This is a genomic window from Arthrobacter sp. GAS37, from assembly GCF_044908325.1.
GTDB classification, from domain to species: Bacteria; Actinomycetota; Actinomycetes; order Actinomycetales; family Micrococcaceae; genus Arthrobacter; species Arthrobacter ramosus.
In genome coordinates this window covers 81,366-98,105 of sequence record NZ_JBIYDB010000012.1, presented here as the reverse complement: position 1 = coordinate 98,105, position 16,740 = coordinate 81,366, and the positions used below count along the sequence as shown (strand labels likewise).

16 protein-coding genes are annotated in these 16,740 nt (G+C 64.4%); 12 read left to right on the top strand and 4 right to left on the bottom strand.

Annotation, left to right across the window (positions count from 1 at the left end; genetic code table 11):
- Positions 1–53: 53 nt before the first annotated feature.
- Entirely contained in the window at positions 54–1,130 is a 1,077-nt protein-coding gene (locus tag ABH924_RS12260) for a LacI family DNA-binding transcriptional regulator (RefSeq protein ID WP_404499145.1), read from the bottom strand.
- A gap of 164 nt (positions 1,131–1,294) precedes the next feature.
- Between ABH924_RS12260 and ABH924_RS12255 the strand changes: the two genes are divergently transcribed.
- The 6 genes from ABH924_RS12255 to ABH924_RS12230 all read left to right on the top strand — a co-directional run bounded on the left by ABH924_RS12255 (position 1,295) and on the right by ABH924_RS12230 (position 6,486).
- Positions 1,295–2,158, top strand: coding sequence for an ABC transporter substrate-binding protein (locus ABH924_RS12255; RefSeq protein WP_404499143.1), 864 nt, complete (start codon positions 1,295–1,297; stop codon positions 2,156–2,158).
- A gap of 74 nt (positions 2,159–2,232) precedes the next feature.
- Positions 2,233–3,021 carry an amino acid ABC transporter permease gene (locus tag ABH924_RS12250; protein WP_404499141.1) on the top strand — a complete coding sequence of 263 codons (789 nt, stop codon included), beginning with the start codon at positions 2,233–2,235 and terminating at the stop codon, positions 3,019–3,021.
- Positions 3,018–3,794 (top strand): amino acid ABC transporter ATP-binding protein, encoded by a 777-nt coding sequence (locus ABH924_RS12245; protein WP_404499139.1) that lies wholly within the window; start codon positions 3,018–3,020, stop codon positions 3,792–3,794. Before ABH924_RS12250 ends, ABH924_RS12245 begins: the two co-directional genes overlap by 4 nt.
- Positions 3,794–4,837, top strand: a complete 1,044-nt coding sequence (locus ABH924_RS12240) for a Gfo/Idh/MocA family oxidoreductase (protein ID WP_404499137.1) — start codon at positions 3,794–3,796, stop codon at positions 4,835–4,837. The genes ABH924_RS12245 and ABH924_RS12240 overlap by 1 nt, the downstream gene beginning before the upstream one ends.
- Before the next feature lie 70 nt (positions 4,838–4,907).
- Positions 4,908–6,029, top strand: coding sequence for an NAD(P)/FAD-dependent oxidoreductase (locus tag ABH924_RS12235; protein ID WP_404499135.1), 1,122 nt, complete (start codon positions 4,908–4,910; stop codon positions 6,027–6,029).
- 208 nt (positions 6,030–6,237) lie between these two features.
- Positions 6,238–6,486 carry a hypothetical protein gene (locus ABH924_RS12230; protein ID WP_234753650.1) on the top strand — a complete coding sequence of 83 codons (249 nt, stop codon included), beginning with the start codon at positions 6,238–6,240 and terminating at the stop codon, positions 6,484–6,486.
- A gap of 54 nt (positions 6,487–6,540) precedes the next feature.
- Here ABH924_RS12230 and ABH924_RS12225 read toward each other — a convergent pair whose 3' ends face one another.
- Positions 6,541–6,792, bottom strand: coding sequence for a hypothetical protein (locus tag ABH924_RS12225; RefSeq protein WP_308193886.1), 252 nt, complete (start codon positions 6,790–6,792; stop codon positions 6,541–6,543).
- A 502-nt stretch (positions 6,793–7,294) separates the two neighbouring features.
- On the opposite strand from ABH924_RS12225, the gene ABH924_RS12220 reads away from it, so the two are divergent.
- A complete protein-coding gene (locus ABH924_RS12220) occupies positions 7,295–7,642 on the top strand; it encodes a DUF1508 domain-containing protein (protein WP_234753651.1) in 348 nt (115 codons plus the stop codon).
- 139 nt (positions 7,643–7,781) lie between these two features.
- Here the strand turns inward: ABH924_RS12220 and ligD are convergent, their stop codons facing one another.
- Both ligD and ggt read right to left on the bottom strand, forming a co-directional pair.
- Positions 7,782–8,804 carry a non-homologous end-joining DNA ligase gene (gene ligD / locus ABH924_RS12215; RefSeq protein WP_234753652.1) on the bottom strand — a complete coding sequence of 341 codons (1,023 nt, stop codon included), beginning with the start codon at positions 8,802–8,804 and terminating at the stop codon, positions 7,782–7,784.
- Positions 8,805–8,941: 137 nt separating this feature from the next.
- Positions 8,942–10,768, bottom strand: coding sequence for a gamma-glutamyltransferase (ggt, locus tag ABH924_RS12210; RefSeq protein ID WP_404499132.1), 1,827 nt, complete (start codon positions 10,766–10,768; stop codon positions 8,942–8,944).
- A gap of 178 nt (positions 10,769–10,946) precedes the next feature.
- Here ggt and ABH924_RS12205 point away from each other — a divergent pair, with 178 nt between their 5' ends.
- The 5 genes from ABH924_RS12205 to ABH924_RS12185 are packed head-to-tail and all read left to right on the top strand — an operon-like array spanning position 10,947 to position 16,709.
- The gene (locus ABH924_RS12205) at positions 10,947–11,936 is read left to right on the top strand and encodes a LacI family DNA-binding transcriptional regulator (RefSeq protein ID WP_404499130.1); all 990 of its coding nucleotides are present in this window, start codon (positions 10,947–10,949) and stop codon (positions 11,934–11,936) included.
- A gap of 2 nt (positions 11,937–11,938) precedes the next feature.
- On the top strand, positions 11,939–12,919 hold the full coding sequence (locus ABH924_RS12200) for a 2-hydroxyacid dehydrogenase (RefSeq protein ID WP_404499128.1): 981 nt from the start codon (positions 11,939–11,941) through the stop codon (positions 12,917–12,919).
- A complete protein-coding gene (gene manD, locus ABH924_RS12195) occupies positions 12,916–14,133 on the top strand; it encodes a D-mannonate dehydratase ManD (RefSeq protein WP_404499126.1) in 1,218 nt (405 codons plus the stop codon). The genes ABH924_RS12200 and manD overlap by 4 nt, the downstream gene beginning before the upstream one ends.
- Before the next feature lie 3 nt (positions 14,134–14,136).
- A complete protein-coding gene (locus tag ABH924_RS12190) occupies positions 14,137–15,660 on the top strand; it encodes a mannitol dehydrogenase family protein (RefSeq protein ID WP_404499124.1) in 1,524 nt (507 codons plus the stop codon).
- A complete protein-coding gene (locus tag ABH924_RS12185) occupies positions 15,657–16,709 on the top strand; it encodes an alcohol dehydrogenase catalytic domain-containing protein (protein WP_404499122.1) in 1,053 nt (350 codons plus the stop codon). Before ABH924_RS12190 ends, ABH924_RS12185 begins: the two co-directional genes overlap by 4 nt.
- Positions 16,710–16,740: the final 31 nt, after the last annotated feature.

The window sequence follows — 16,740 nt, the reverse complement described above, 5'->3', positions numbered from 1 at the left end:
GACCGCCAGCACCGCACACCCGCACGTCCGCCGTCGTCGCTTGCTGAACGAATCTAGACTCTCGCGGTGCGCGGTGTTGCGACCGATCCCCGCCGGATCAGCCGGGCGGAAAATTCAGGTCCGTCGGCCGCGGGCTTTCGGCCCTCGATTTGCCGGATCAGGGCACTGGCAGCGGCCACACCCATTTCGTACACGGGCTGGGCGATGACGGTCAGCGGGGGGCTGGTCAGGCGTGTCCAGGAAAAGTCGTCATACATCAGGAATGAGACGTCGTCGGGGATTGAGAGGCCAAGTTCCTGGATGGCTTCGACGACGCTGAGTGCTATGAGGCCGTCGGACGCCACAATGGCGGTGGCCGGCTCCGGCATGAGTAGAAGCCCGCGGGTAATGGTCCGGATGGAATCCGCGTCGCCGGCGTTGAGCCTCACCTGGTCTTCGGAAAAGGTCAGTCCGCTTTCCGTGAAGGCGCGCTGCATGCCCTCCAGGCGCTCGGAGATCTGCGAGGAGTCCAGCGCCATTCCGGCCCGGTACGGGGAGTCGGTTTTGAGGGTGGAGATGAACGCAATCCGGCGGTGGCCGGCCTCGAGGAGATACCGGGTGGACTCGTAGGAAATCCCGGCCATGCTCACCGCGACGGTCTCCACGTCCAGCCCCTCGGCCTTTCGGTCCAGGAGCACCAAGGGCCGTCCGGTTTCGTGAACGTACTGTAAATGTTCTGTTTCAATGGACGACGCGGGGGCGACGATCAGTCCGTCCACGCGCTTGTCGAGCAGGACGTGGACCGCCTCGATTTCTGCCGTGAGTTCCTCGTCGGTGTTGATCAGGATGACGTTGTAGCCGCTCTTCTTGGCGGTGTCCGTGATGCCCCTCGTCGCCAGTCCGAAGTGCGGGTTTTCGATGTCGCCCACGACGACCCCGATCGTGTTGGATTTCCCCGTGTTCATGCTGCGGGCCAGCTCGTTGGGCCTGTAGGAAAGCTCCTCGGCCGCCGCAAGAACCCGGCCCCGCACTTCTTCACTGACGGCCCCGTAATTTCCCAGTGCCCGCGCGGCCTGGGCCTTGGACACTTGTGCCGCTTTCGCGACGTCGGCGACTGTAATCTCGCGCCGCCTCGAACTGTTGCTGCTCATGCGTGCCTTCCGAAGGGGCCTTGACGGCCTGTGTGGTTTGGGTTACATTTTTTGCAACCCCTTGTGAGTCCGGTCTCAATCCTAGCCACTGAGACCGGACTCAACAAGAGGAATCCCGAAAGGCTTCAAGCCGCTTACCGCTTCTCATGATTGGAAAATTTGCTGTGACTAAACGACTGAACTTCCGCCCCGGGGTGATCGTCGCGGCTGCTGTCGCAGCCCTCCTGGCACTGAGCGGGTGTGGCGGATCGACCCCTGCCTCGTCGTCGACTGCTGGAAACCCGTATGGCCTCATAGAACCCGGCACCATCCGCGTGGCCAGCCTGGGAGATGCCAAGCCTTACACGTTCACGGACGCCACCGGAAACTTCACAGGTTTCGACGTCGAACTGTTCAAGGATGTCGCGCACCGCGCAGGTGTGGACAAGGTCGTCTTCACCGGACAGGACTTCTCGGCGATCCTGCCGGCGGTCGCAAACGGCCAGTTCGACGTCGGGGTCGCGGCCATCGGCATCACGGACAAGCGCAAGCAGACCGTGGACTTCTCCAACGGCTACCTTGCCGGATACCTGACCGTCCTGACGACCAAGTCCTCGGGCATCAAGGATGTCGGCGGCCTCGCGGGCAAGCGGCTTGGCGTGGTCCAGGGCACCCTGCAGGAAGCCTACGCGGTGAAGAACTTCCCCACCGCGAACCTGGTGCGCTTCCCGGACAACAACTCCGCGATCTCGGCCGTGAACAGCGGTTCGGCTGACGCCCACTTCCTTGACTACGAGGCCGCCAAGTCCTATGAACAGCAGTTCGGCCTGGTCAGCGCCGCCGATATTCCCTCGTTTGACGCACCGGCCGGCTTCGCGCTGGCCAAGGACAAGACGGCCCTCAAGGATGCACTGAACAAGGGACTGGCCGCGGCGATGGAAGACGGCACGTGGGAGAAGCTCTACCAGAAGTGGTTCCCGGGATCGCCGATGCCTACGCAATACCTGCCCAAGGCTGAGCAGACCGCCAGCCCGGCGCCCAGCAAGTAGCCCAACCGTCTGGTGGGCGGGCGGACCATTCGCGGTCCGCCCGCCCGGCAGCCACCTAAGTCTGAGAGCAAACCATGGACTGGTTAAGCACCATCACACGTACATTCTTCGATTTCGGCGCGATGGCCGAAGTCTTGCCGCAACTGATCGGCGTCGGCCTGCTGAACACCCTGATCATTTCGGTCTCCGCCACGATCATTGGCGTCGCACTGGGCATGGCAGTTGCCGTCATGGGGATCTCATCCTCGGCCTGGCTGCGCGTCCCTGCCCGCATCTACACCGATCTGTTCAGGGGCCTCCCGGCCATCCTCACCATCCTGCTGATCGGCCAAGGCTTCGCCCGGCTAAGCCAGTCGATCTTCGGCCCCTCCCCCTACCCGCTCGGCATTATCGCGCTGAGCCTCATCGCCAGCGCCTACATCGGTGAGATCTTCCGCGCCGGTATCCAAAGCGTCGATAAAGGCCAGGGCGAGGCGTGCCGAGCCCTGGGCATGAGTTACGCCAAGTCGATGCGGCTCGTGGTGGTGCCGCAAGGCATCCGCCGGGTGTTGCCGGCCTTGGTGAACCAGTTCATCGCCATCGTCAAGGACTCCTCGCTGGTGTACTTCCTCGGCCTGCTGGTCAGCGAACGCGAGCTCTTCCGGGTGGGCCAGGACGCCGCAGTTCTCTCCGGAAACCTCTCACCGCTGGTCATGGCCGGCGTGTTCTACCTCGTCATCACCGTCCCGCTGACCCACCTCGTGAACTACTTCGACAGCCGCTTCCGCACGGGCCGCCGTCGTCCGAGCGCGCCGAGCAGCGGCCTGAAGGAAGTCACAGAACTCGACGCGGCATCGCCGCTGATCACCGGGAGCAACACATGAGCGCCAGCACCAGCACCAACAACACCGCCGCCGGTGTCCAGACGTTCCACGGTTCCAGCCTGGAGCTAAGGAACCTGACCATGGCGTACGGGGACATCGAGGTGCTGCGCAACGTCAGCCTGAACGTGGCTCCCGGCACCACCACCTGCATCATCGGCCCCTCCGGATCCGGCAAGTCGACCCTGCTCCGGGGCGTCAACCGGCTCCACGAACCCAAGAGCGGCGACGTCCTCCTGGCCGGTGAAAGCGCACTCACGGTCAAACCGGACATCCTGCGCAGCCGCATCGGCATGGTGTTCCAGCACTTCAACCTTTTCCCAGACCACACCGCCCTCGAGAACGTGGCCCTGGCGCTCTGGAGCGTGAAGGGAATGTCCAAGGCCGCAGCCAGGGAACGTGCCCGGCGAAGCCTCGCCGAAGTGGGGCTCGCCGAACGCGCGGACCATCGCCCCCGCGATCTCTCCGGCGGCCAGCAACAGCGCGTCGCCATCGCCCGGGCACTGGCTATGGAACCCGAGGTCATGCTCTTCGACGAAGCCACGAGCGCCCTGGACCCCGAGCTCGTCAAAGGCGTACTGAACCTCATGGCCGGCCTGGGACGGCGCGGCATGACCATGCTGGTTGTCACCCACGAAATGGGCTTTGCCCGGAAGGTCGCTGACCAAGTGGTGTTCATGGACGAAGGAGAAGTCGTGGAGTCAGGCACCCCCGCAGAGCTTTTCGACAACCCCCGCAGCGAACGGCTCCAACGATTCCTCTCGGAAGTGTTGTAATGCCGAACCCTGCCCCCGCACCCATCCGCACGGCCGTCGTCGGATTCGGGGTTTCCGGAAAGGTCTTCCATGCGCCCCTGATCGCCGCAGACCCCGGCTACTCCCTTGACGTCATCGTCACGGCAGATCCGCAGCGTGCCGCGGAAGCGGCAAGACTTTACCCCGGCGCGCGGATTGTCCCCACCCCGGAAGCGCTTTTCCTGCTGGCCCCGGGCCTGGACCTCGTGGTCCTCGGCACTCCCCCGCTCACCCACTTCGATCTCGCCGCGACTGCGATCGCCAATGGTCTCGACGTGGTGGTGGACAAGCCCTTCGCCACAACGTCGGCTCACGGGGAAGAGCTCATCGCCAGGGCGTCCGACGCCGGAGTGCGGCTGACGGTATTCCAGAACCGCCGGTGGGACGCCGATTTCCTGACACTCCGGAACGTCATGCGGGAAGGTGCGCTGGGCGAGGTCCGAAGCTTCGAATCTCGATTCGAGTGGTGGCGCCCCGAAGGCTTCGGCAATTGGCGTGACAGCGCGTCCGTGGCCGAAGGCGGCGGCATCCTCCATGATCTCGGCGCCCACTTGATCGACCAGGCCATCCAGCTGTTCGGTCCGGTTGAAGATTGCTACGGCGAAACCGCAAATCACGGACAACACCCGGCGGGCGCCGATACTGAGGCCTTCGTGTCGCTGCTCCACACCTCGGGAGTGCGGTCCAGGCTATGGATGAACGGCATGGCTGCCCAGGCAGGACCGCGGTTCCACGTCCTGGGTTCGAAGGCCGGCTACACCAAGTGGGGACTGGACAGCCAGGAGGCGGCCCTCGCAGCCGGCCTGTCGCCGTCGGATCCCGCCTATGGCGTTGACCCCGTAACTTCATGGGGCGTCCTGGGGACTGACGGAGACCCAGAGTCCGTGCCTGCTCAAACCGGTGCCTACCCCCGGTTCTATGCCGAACTCGCGGCCGCGATTCGGGGGGACGGGCCGTTGCCCGTGGACCCCGCGGAATCACTTGAAACCCTCAAAGTCATCGAAAGAATCCACGCCTTCGCGTAGGTAGATCTTCCAGCTATGCCATCGTCCGCCCCGCGCGGCCAACAACCACACCCCAAAGAAAGGGAGAGCCATGTCCTCCACGCCCCCTACCAAACACGTCGTCGTCATCGGCGGCGGGATCCTCGGAGTCTCCACAGCGGTCCACCTGCTCCGCGAAGGCGCCTCAGTTGTCCTGCTGACCGAAAAGGGCCTCGCGAGCGAGGCCAGCGGCCGCTCGCTGTCCTGGCTCAACTCCGCGGGAGAACGCTCCACCCCTTACCACCAGCTGCGCCTCGCCGGGGTCGACCGTTACCGTACATTATTCGCCCCGGATCCCAACCGTGAATGGCTGCAATTCGGCGGCGGCCTCATGTGGAACGCCGCCGGACAGCAAGCCGTCACGGAAGCTCGCCACGCTTACGAGAAGTCCGTCGGGTACGACTCCAAGCTGCTGGCACCTGAAGAGATTGAGTTCGCCACCCCCGGCATCAATGCAAGCGCAGTGCGGGATTGCGCCATTTTCAACCCCGGCGAAGGCTGGGTCAGCCTGCCGGACCTGATCGAATTCCTCATGGAAGAATTCCACGCCCGCGGTGGCCGGCTTGTCCTCAACTCCGGCAAGGCTTCCGTCACGGTCGAAGGCGGCCGTGCGACCGGCGTCGAGACCGTCGGCGGCGAAAGCTACCGGGCCGACGCCGTCCTGGTGGCTTGCGGTGCCGCCACGCCTGCCGTCGTCGCACCCCTCGGCGTCGACATCCCCAACGGCTCCCCCGTCTCCATGCTCGTGCTGACCAAGCCTGTAGACCACGAGGTGAGAGCCGTCATGAACACCCCCCGCGCAGCCATCCGGCCAAACCCAGGAAACACCTTTGCGCTCGACCACGACTGGTACGAGGAGCACATCACCGAGCACGAGGACGGTTCCTTCAGCATCCCTGATGGCATCGTCCAGGAACTCGCTGACGAAGCGTCAAAACTCATCGCCGGCAACCCCGAGCTCAAGCCGGCCTCCTGGAAGATCGGCTACAAGCCCATTCCGGGCGACGGTGAACCGGTGCTCGGCGAAATCAGTCAAGTGCCGGGCTGCTATGTCGCCTTCACTCACTCCGGAGCCACGCTCGGACTCATCGTCGGCGAACTGCTGGCGGGTGAGATCTTCACGGGAAGCAAGCACCCCATGCTCTCCACCTTCCGCCCGGGCAGGTTCTCCTAGGCGACCACGCTGGATGGTTGGCACCCCAAGGAAAGGCCCGGCCATCCGCAAAAGCATTCGCGTCACAAACCGTCGTTTCGAAGCCATTTTCATCGTTCTGATCCGCAAGCGATGAACAATCCGGGCGCCCTCATTACTATCTAGAGTGGATGGGGGCGAATTCCGGACTCAGCTGGGACTTGCCGGGATGAAATATCAGGAGCTGGCAGTGTCGGAACCTTTGGACTCTGAAGACCCATTTGTCGAGCCGGAACCTGTTCTGGTTCCCGGGGACGACAGTGACAGCCTGGCGGGCCTGCGTGAGCAAGCGCAGGACATCATCGACGAAGTCCTCAGCGGAACCGAACCGAGCGGTGAACACCTCCGGGCAAAACTGAGGTCCAGCATTGCCCGACATCCTGGATTCCCGGAACTGGCGCTGCTCGAGCACCTGATGAACCGGGCGAGTGGCAATTGAGTTGCTGCGCCGCTGCGATTCGGGGGGGCAACCGGCCCCGGTAGGCACGGTCGGCTAGGGCCCGATTGAGTCAAAGAATCGGTAAACGGGGGCTTCTTGGCGGGCTTTGGCCTGGATGAACGCCCTGTCTTCTTCCGTGAGTAAGGTTCCGCCGTGCAGGTCAACCTCGGCGTTTTCGTCGGTCTCCCCGTTGATCGTGGCCGTGATTGTGCGGGGCACGATCACGCATCCCGGATTGTCCATGAACCACTGCTGGGTGACCGGATCGAGTCGGTTCCATTGTTCCTTAAGGTGCATTTCGGCCATTGCTGCCTTTCGGGCGTCGGTTCGGGTCAAACAGGGCGATGATGCTGATCAGAAAACCGGACCATGATTGCGCAGTGATCTTCATAGAACCGAACCGGTGCAACAGACGTTGAGATCTAGCTGGATGTCCGCAAGGCTTAGCGCCAGCAGCGTTGTCGACGGCGCCAGGCGTCGTCCTTTGCTCCGGCTATTTCAACCCTAGGCTCCTTCGCTCGCAAAGGACCGCCCGCGAAGATCTCGGTTTGCCTGTCAATCCGGGCATTCGCTCGGTATAGCGGGCACCCCCCGCTTTGGTCGGGGAACCGGGTGTTGCACACGTTTTACACAGGGTTTACTCACGCGGTCTTGTTAGCGTCAACGGAGTCAGCACAGACTGAATATCACGTGAAAGACGATTCACGGTGGTTGTTCAACCAGAGCAGCGGACGAGGAATGCAGTGATGCTCCGTCCCGCTCGTAGTGAAGTCGCTACGGCGCAGGATCCGCAAACCGGGAGGTAGCAGTGGCCGGCATATTTGAAGTGTTTGTTGACGGGGAGTCCTTTTTCAGGTTCCGCCTCAAATCACCTGACGGAGTCGTCATCGCTGTTTCGACGCCGTTCGAAGACAAGCCCTCGGTTGTCGCCGGCATCGCCGCTGCGCGGGAGTGCGCAGGCATGGGACTGGTCACCGACCTTTGCCCGGCTGCGGGCGCACGCGAACCGGCCTCGACCGTTCGTCCGAGCGCAATCCCCCACGGTGCAGGTGCCCAGGCATGCGACGAACCGCGCAAGGCGTCCGACGGATTCCGCACCCGCGCCAAGGAACTCCGGCGCGCGGCAACCGCGCCCAGATGGACCGGCGCGGCGTAAGAGTTCGGCAACGTCAGGACCGACGGCGCACTGGGGGACTCACCTGGGTCTCAGCAGGCAAGATGCGCCGCCGGCCGTTTTGGTCCAGCCCTAATTCTCCCACTCATTGTCTGCCGAGGCCACCTTCCCGGCCCGTCAGTCAGTCGTGCTTGCGCGCTCGACTTGGCTGTACACGCGGTGGTTCGCCCGGCATCTTCGGGTAGTCCGGCGGGAACGGCAACTCCCCGAGCCCGGCGCCGACGTCGCGTTCCCACCATTGAAGCAGGACGTCAATTTTCCCTGCTTTGGAGTTCATGTCACCCCAAGGGTCCCCCACGGATTTAAGCCTTCCGGGCACGGTGAGGATCGTGAAGTTCTTCGGGTCGGCAGTTTCCAGTTCCTCCCAAGTGATTGGACATGAGACCGGAGCATGAGCGAGCGCGCGCGGGCTGTAGGCGCCGGCTATCGTGCGGTCGCGGTTGGCCTGGTTGAAGTCCACGAACACCCGTTCGCCTCGTTCTTCCTTCCACCAAGCCGTGCTGACCTTGTCCGGCATCCGCCGCTCGAGCTCCCGTGCGGCGGCAATCACGGCATGCCGGACGTCCAGGAACTCATGCGAGGGTTCAATCGGGGCGTAGACATGAAGTCCCCGGTTTCCTGAGGTCTTGATAAAGGTGGTCAGCCCGGCCTCGGCAAGTACGTTCTTCAGCTCAAGCGCGGCGGGAATCGCGTCGTCGAAATCTGTTCCGGGCTGCGGGTCCAGATCGATCCGCAACTGGTCGGGGTTGTCCGTGTTTTCGGCACGTGACGGCCAAGGATGAAAGACCACCGTATTCATCTGGACGGCCCACACTGCCGCGGCCGGCTCGTCGAGGACCAATTGGGGATGCGAGCGCGCACTCGGATAGATCACCTTTACCGACCGGACAAAGTCCGGGGTTCCTTTCGGCGGATTCTTGGAGAAGAACTGTTCTCCGTCGATGTTGTCCGAAAAGCGCTGCAGCGAGACCGGCCGGTCACCGTTCGCCGCTAGGAATGCTTCCCCGACATCAGCAATGTAATGCGCGAGGTCCAGCTTGGTCAGGCCCAACTCCGGCCAGAGAATCCGGCTGGGACTGGAGATCCGCATTTCCCGGGAACCGTTCGGCCCATCAACGGTGAGGGTGATTGCTTCGGTAGCCATGGGGACAAGTTACCCCAGCGCTGCCCCGGACGTCAGCACCACGGCGCTCTCAGCGACTCGGACACCATGCTTGCCCTCTGGATTCAGCTCCGGCCCACCTTTGCGGCGGTAAAGAACCGCCCTTGTCCATACACATCTCATGGCGACGGTTTCAGCACCATCGCCGAGCCGCCGCCGCGTCTGACCGGCTCGGCGGCCGCGATCATGCGCCCGTTCGGCCTGAACTCGATCGCGGTTGCGGCACCGATCTCGGCCGCCGAAGTGAAAGCGTCGCCGGATGGCGTGAACCGGTGGCCATATGGTGTGAGTTGGCTCCCGTACGCCGTGATGAACTCCGGTTCGGCCGTGACCGTTGCCGTGTTCCGTTGAGAGGCGCGCGGTGCAGCGATCGCGTCGGAAATGCTCATGCCCAGGTCCACCCTGTTCAAGATGGTCTGCAGCACCGTGGTGATGATCGTCGATCCGCCGGGCGAGCCGAGAGCGAGGAACGGCTTGCCATCCTTGAGGATGATGGTCGGGGACATCGAAGAGCGTGGGCGCTTGCCGGGATCGATTCGATTGGGGTCGCTCGCGCTGTAAACGGCCGAGAAATCGGTCATCTCGTTGTTGAGCAGGAACCCGCGTCCCGGCACCACGATGCCTGATCCGCCGGTCTGCTCGATGGTGAGCGTGTATTCGACCACGTTCCCCCACTGGTCAGCGACTGTCATGTTGGTCGTCGAGATGTTTTCGGTGTCCTTCCCGTCGGCGAGTGCCGCCGCGGAAACCGGGCACACGCCGTCGTACGTGGACACATCTCCCGGCGCGACGGGCTTCGTGGCCGCGTGCTGTGGGTCGATCTTGCAGGCGCGCTCCTTGCCGAACAGCGGGTCAGTGAGCGCGGCGGTGGGAACGTCGACGAACGCAGGGTCGCCCACGTACTTTCCACGGTCGGCGAAGGCGAGCGCGCTCGCCTCGAGGTAGTGGTGCAGGGCAGTTGGCTTGGACATCTCCGAAAGGTTGACGGTGTCCAGGATGTTCAGCGCCTCGCCTACCGTGGTACCCCCGCTGCTCGACGGCGCCATGCCGTAGACGTCGAGGCCGCGGTAGTCGACGTGGGTGGGCGCTTGGTCCAGGGGCTCGTACGCGGCGAGGTCGGCTGTGGTCATGTGCCCCACGGGGATGGGCAGCGTGGTGGTGGCGGTCTTGGGCGGGGCCTCGACAGTTGCCGCGATCTCGGCTGCGAGCGGACCGCTGTAAAAGGCCTGGGTGCCCTGCTTCGCGAGAAGCCGGTACGTCGCGGCGAGGTCGTGGTTCTGGAAGATGCTGCCGACGGCGGGTGCGTCGCCTCCCGGTAGGTACAGCTTGCTGGTGGAGCTGAACGCCGCGAAGCGGAGCTTGTTGTCGAGTGTCTGTTGGCGGAAAGTCGGGTCGACGACGAAGCCGCGGGTCGCGACCTTGATGGCAGGCTGGAGGGCGTCGCCAAGGCTCAACGTACCCCAGCGTTCCAGTGCGCGCTCCCAGGTGGCCGCCGTGCCGGGGACGCCTACAGAGACCCCGCTGGTGACGAGTTCGGGGGTGAAGTTGTACGGCTTCCCCGTGGCGGGATCGATGAACGCGTCATGCGGCATCGCCGCCGGGGCGGTCTCGCGCCCGTCGATGGTGCCGATCTTGCCGGTCTTCGCGTTGTAGAACACGAAGTAGCCGCCACCACCGATCCCGGCACTGTACGGTTCGGTCACGCCCAGCGTCGCGGCGGCGGCGACGGCGGCGTCGGCTGCGTTGCCGCCCTTGCGGAGGACCTCGATGGCGGTAGCGGATGCTTCAGGGTCTACGGTGCTGACCGCGCCGCCGTATCCGGTGGCGGTGGCGGTCTTTTCAGTCTGGCGCGGATCGGCAAAGGCGGGGTTGGCGACGGCGCCGCTCGTCACGCTCAGCGCGAGTACTGCCGTCATGGTGGCCAGTCGAAGTTTGCGATGTGACATGGTCGCTCCTCAAATGGTGGTGCGAGGTGGGTGGGGCCACCCTACTCCGCGGCTACGCGACGCTCAACGGGTCCAGGCAACCCGGCAGTCCCAACAACCTTGTGCAAGCCATTGACAAACTTGTACAAGTCTTTCCATACTTGCAGGACAAGGTTTCAACGAAGCAACTGGAGGACAGATGTCGGCAAAACTCACGGATGTCGCAAAGCTGGCAGGGGTGTCCCTGGCAACGGCGTCGCGGGCATTCGGAGACCCCGGTCGCCTGGCAGCCGAAACGCGGCAGAAGGTCATGTCCGCGGCCGAGCAATTGGGTTACGACGTACCCGGAGTCACGGGCAGCCGAACATTCGGCGTCATCGTCCCGGACATTTCCAACGCCGTTTTCGCTGCCCTCATCAAAGCCATCCAGGACCAGGCATGGCACGGCCGCCACCGGATGGTCCTCGCTGACACCTCGGAATCCTCCTCGCGGGAACGCGCCCACCTCGAATCCTTCTCCACCGGCGTGGACGGCATCATCCTTTGCTCGCCCCGCCTGCCTTCCGCGGAGATTCACCATCTCGCGGGTAGCGCACCGCTGGTTGTCATCAATGGCGAGGCCGAGCACGCCGCACGGGTGCTCATGGAGGCCGGCGAGGGAATCCGCCAAGCCGTCGAGCATCTCTACGCCCTCGGCCACCGCAAGCTGGCCTACATTCCTGGACCCGCGTCGTCATGGGCCAACGGCCAGCGCAGTGCAGCGATCACCCGCTTCTGCGCCGACTGGGGCATCGAACTGGTGACCGTGGGGAACCAGAATGCAACGGTCGACGGCGGACTGGCCGCGGCGGCTTCGGTAGTCGCCAGCGGCGCCACCGCAGTTATTGCGTACAACGATCTGGTCGCCATCGGCATGCTCGCCGGCGCCCGGACCCTCGGCTACCACTGCCCGGAGGACATCAGCGTTGTCGGCATCGACGACCTCGACATCGCCGCCGCGGCAGAACCCGGACTTACGTCTGTCCGCGTACCCATTGACCGAAGCGGCGCCCTCAGCCTTGAGCTCCTCCTCGAGCAGATGGCCGGAAAGCCCACCGCAACGGAGGCCGTCCACCTCAGTTCACAACTCATCGTGCGTGGCTCCACTTTTGCTGCGCGCACCGCAGAGCAAGCCCTCCAGGGAAAGTAACCATGAGAATCGTCATCGCAGACCCCAACCTGATGCCCCACCGCTCCACTTTCGAGGCCGCGCTCCCCGAGGGCGCCCTTACCTCCTGGCACGACAGCTGGAGCGAGCATGCAGTACTCACCGACCTGAAAGATGCCGACGTCTACGTCGGACCACGCTTCACCGAGGCCATGGGCGCGGCCGCCAGCAATCTGCGGCTCGTGCATGTGGGTGGTGCCGGCTACGACGGCATCGACGCCTCCGCGTTGCCCGCCGGGGCGGTCTGCGCGAACACCTTCCACCACGAAAGCTCCATTGCCGAACACATCGCCTCCGTTTTGGTGGCCCTCCGGCGCAACCTGATCGGCCAGGACGCGGCGCTTCGCAGCGGCGTCTGGTCTTCGTCTGTCTATTCCTCAGGGATCCGCCAGCCGGAAACACTCCGCGGTGCTGTGGTGACTTTCCTCGGGTTCGGGCACATCGGCGGGATGGCATGGTCGCTCCTGACAGCCTTCGGCGCCGAGGGTATCGCCATTACCCGTAGCGGCAGCGTGGACGCAAAGGCCAACTCCTTGCGCTGGGCCGGCACTACCGAGCGGCTCGGCGAGGCCCTCAGTGAATCGGACATCCTGGTGGTCAGCATCCCGCTTACGGAGCAAACCACCGGCATCATCAGCGCAGCTGAACTCGACGACCTTGGCCCGGACAGCTTGCTCGTCAATATTGCCCGCGGACCCGTCGTCGACGAAGCCGCACTCTACGAAGCCCTGAAAGACCGGCGGATCGCGGGGGCAGCGATCGATGTCTGGTACCAATACCCGGGCACTGACGGCCGCGGCGAACCATCCACCCTGCCGTTCGGCCGGCTGGACAACATCATCATGACCCCGCACTCCTCCGGCGTCACGGCAGAGACCTTCCGCAGCCGCGCACTCGAGATCGCCGAAAACATCACCCGCCTTTCCACAAACCAGCCGCTGAAGAATGTAGTGATTTCCCGATGACCCGAAAAATCGTCGACGTCGACGTCCTGGTAACCAGCCCGAGCCGCAACTTCGTCACCCTCAAGATCACCACCGACGACGGCATCGTCGGATGGGGTGACGCCACACTAAATGGCCGGGAACTCTCCGTTGCGAGCTACCTCCGCGATCACCTCGGCCCAGCTTTGCTGGGCAGGGACGCAGACCGCATCGAAGACACTTGGCAATACTTTTACAAAGGCGCGTACTGGCGGCGCGGGCCGGTGACCATGGCCGCGATCGGCGCCATCGACCTCGCCCTCTGGGACATTAAAGGCAAGGCCCTTGGTGTTCCCGTGTACCAGCTCCTGGGCGGCGCAGCCCGGGACAAGATCCTCACGTACACGCATGCCACCGGCTGGGACCTGCCTGAATTGCTGGACTCGGTGGACCAGCGCCGTGAACAAGGCTTCCGCGCCGTCCGTGCGCAGTCGGGCGTGCCGGGGCTCGACAAGGTTTACGGGGTCACCAAGGGTGCCGCGAGCTACGAACCCGCCGGCCGCGGCGCCGGTCCAGTCGAGGAAGACTGGGATACCGCGGCCTACCTTCGCCACGCACCAAAGATCCTCTCCGCGGTGCGCGAGCACGTCGGCCCCGAGCTCAAGCTCCTCCACGATGTCCACCACCGCCTCAACCCCACCGAAGCCGCCCGGTTGGCCCGCTCGCTGGAAGACGTGGACCTGTTCTGGCTGGAGGACGTCACCCCCGCCGAGAACCAGCGCTTGCTCCGTACGCTGCGCCAGCAGACCACCATTCCGTTGGCGATCGGCGAAGTGTTCAACACCGTCTGGGATGCCGAGTTGCTCATCACGGAACGGCTCATCGACTACATCCGCACCGCCGTCGTTCATGCCGGAGGCATCTCCCACGTCCGGAAGATCCTGGCTTTCGCCGAGGTGTACCAGATCAAAGGCGCACCCCACGGTCCGTCCGATGTCTCCCCCATCAACCTGTCCGCATCACTGCACCTCGGCCTGGCCACGAGCAACTTCGCCATCCAGGAATACATGGGCTACGACCCCACGGTGTCCGAAGTCTTCCAATCGAGTTTCCGTTTCGAAGACGGTTACCTGCACCCTGGCGACGAGCCCGGCCTGGGCGTCCAGGTGGACGAAGATGCCGCTGCGAGGTTCCCCTACACGCAGGCTTACTTGCCCATCGCCCGGGAGCTCGACGGCTCCATGAAGGACTGGTGAAACATGGCCAGGTCAAGCCTCCCGCAGCTGAACGCGGAAACCCCTGGAATCCTTCGCCGGACCGTCGCCCCTGCTCCCGGCATCGTGCACCTCGGCTTCGGAAACTTCCATCGCGCGCACCAGGCGGTCTATACGGATGCCGCCGTCGCGGCGCAGGGCGGCGACTGGGGAATCATCGGGATTTCCAGCCGTTCCTCAGCCATCACCGATGCCATGCACGCCCAGGACATGCTGTACACGGTCGTCGAAATCTCGCCCGAGGGATCCACGTTCTCTACTCCGCGCGTGCATACAGATGCCTTCGTTGCGGCAGAGGACCCTCAACGCGTTGTGGCCGCCATTGGTGCCGAGACCACGCGAATCGTGTCCCTGACTGTCACCGAAAACGGCTACACCTATAGCCCGGCAACAGGCTCGCTGAAAGTTGCCGATCCTGACGTTCAGCACGACCTCGCCAACAGCTCAGTCCCACGCACGCCGATCGCTCAGATCGTCCGCGGACTCCAGCAGCGGGCCCGGACCCACGGTAAGCCGCTGACGGTCCTCAGTTGCGACAACCTCGCTGACAACGGACACCACACCCAGCGGCTCGTCCGCGAATTCGCATCACTATTGCCCACAGCTGAGGCCGCCGAAACGTTGCGCTGGATCGGTGCCAACGTCACGTTCCCGTCATCGATGGTGGACCGGATCGTGCCCGCCACGACGGATCACTACCGCAGCCTCGTCGCCGAGCAACTCGGCTACGCGGACCAGATCCCGGTGCCCGCCGAGCCCTTCACGATGTGGATCCTGGAGGACAACTTCATCGCGGGCCGCCCGGCCTGGGAGGCTGGAGGTGCGATCTTCACCGACGACGTCGCGGCCTACGAGCAGCTCAAGGTCAGGCTCCTCAACGGCACCCATTCTCTGATCGCCTACCTTGGAGCCCTGTCTGGTGCAGCCACCATTCCGGACGCCACGGGCATCGGCTACATCGAAGCCGCCGCCCGTCACGTCCTCCGTGATGAGTACCTGCCGAGCGTCACGGTGCCCGCAGCCGTCGACGTGGAGGCCTACGAGGAGCAACTCTTCTCGCGTTGGCGTAACTCGGCATTGGGGCACCGGACCAGCCAGGTAGGCAGCGATGGTTCCGTCAAGCTCCGCCAGCGGATCCCGATCCCAGCCTTGGAAATGCTCGACGCAGGCGTGATGCCCCACTACCTCGCCCTCACCGTCGCCGCGTACTTGTCGTGCATCGCTCCTCTTCGGGGATTCGACCCCGGCAACCACGCCAACGAAATGCAGGACCCCGCCCGGGAAACTCTCCAAGAGCTCGCAGCGGGATCCGGCTCCGGGCGGGACCTCGCCGCCAAGGTACTCGGCGAACACCATCTTCTAGGTGACGAACTCGCGACTCGTGAAGACTTCATCCGCCGCACTGGTGAGCTGATCGACGTCATCCACCGGCAAGGCCCCCTCGCCAGCGCAAGCGCGGCAGCCGAATCCACCTCACTTGTTCCCGCACAGACCCGGAGCATCCGATGACCACCCAAGCAATCCGCCGTGCCGACGGATCCTTTCTGCCGCTGACCACGGAAGCGGCCGTCCTGCACGGCGCAGGAGATCTCCGCATCGAACAGAAGCCACTGAAGACCCTCGGGCCGAACGATGTCCTCGTTGAAATGCGATCGGGCGGCATCTGCGGCTCGGACATGCACTACTTCGCTGACGGCCGCAACGGCACCAATGTCCTCCGGCAGCCTACTGTCCTCGGCCACGAGGGAGCGGGCGTCGTCACTGCGGCCGGTGAGGCGGCCAGCGTTGCCGCGGGCACCGCCGTCGTGATTGAACCGGCGTTGCCATGCCGGAACTGCCCCGCGTGCCTCTCCGGACGCTACAACCTCTGCCCGGCGGGGACGTGCTTCGGTTCCCCGCCCACCGACGGGCTGTTCGCCCGCCACGTAGTGGTTCCCGAAACCGCGCTTCACGTTCTGCCGGAAATTGTCCCGGCGGAGATCGGGGCGGCCATCGAACCGCTCGCCGTCGCCGTCTGGGCGGTTGAACGCGCTCAGGTGCAGGCCGGACACCGGGTGCTGATCACGGGCGCAGGGCCGATCGGCCTGCTCGTGGCGCAAGTGGCGGCCTCCCGCGGCGCGTCCGAGGTCATCGTGACTGACGTCAACGACGACCGTCTGGCTGTTGCCGCCCGGTTCGGCGCCACCCGGACGATCAACACCTCGGTCACGGCCCTGGATCTGAAAGACATGGATCGCCTGATTGAATGCTCCGGCAACACCAGGGCGCTGGCTGACGGCATCCTGACACTGGCCCCAGCCGCCCGGGCAACCGTCGTCGGCCAGGCTCGCCCCACCGTCGACGGGATCCCCCTCGGTTTCCTCCAACGTTTTGAAATCGATCTGGTGACCGCGTTCCGGTACGCGAACGCGTTCCCGACGGCGATTCAGCTCGCCTCCACGGGGGTGGTGGACCTCCGGTCGATCATCACTGCAACATTCCCCCTCGCCAACGCCGCGGCCGCACTCACGGCCCCCGTGACAGACCCCACCAACCTCAAAGTCCTCATCACCTACTGACTCGGCCCAAGTACGGGCCAGCGGACATCCA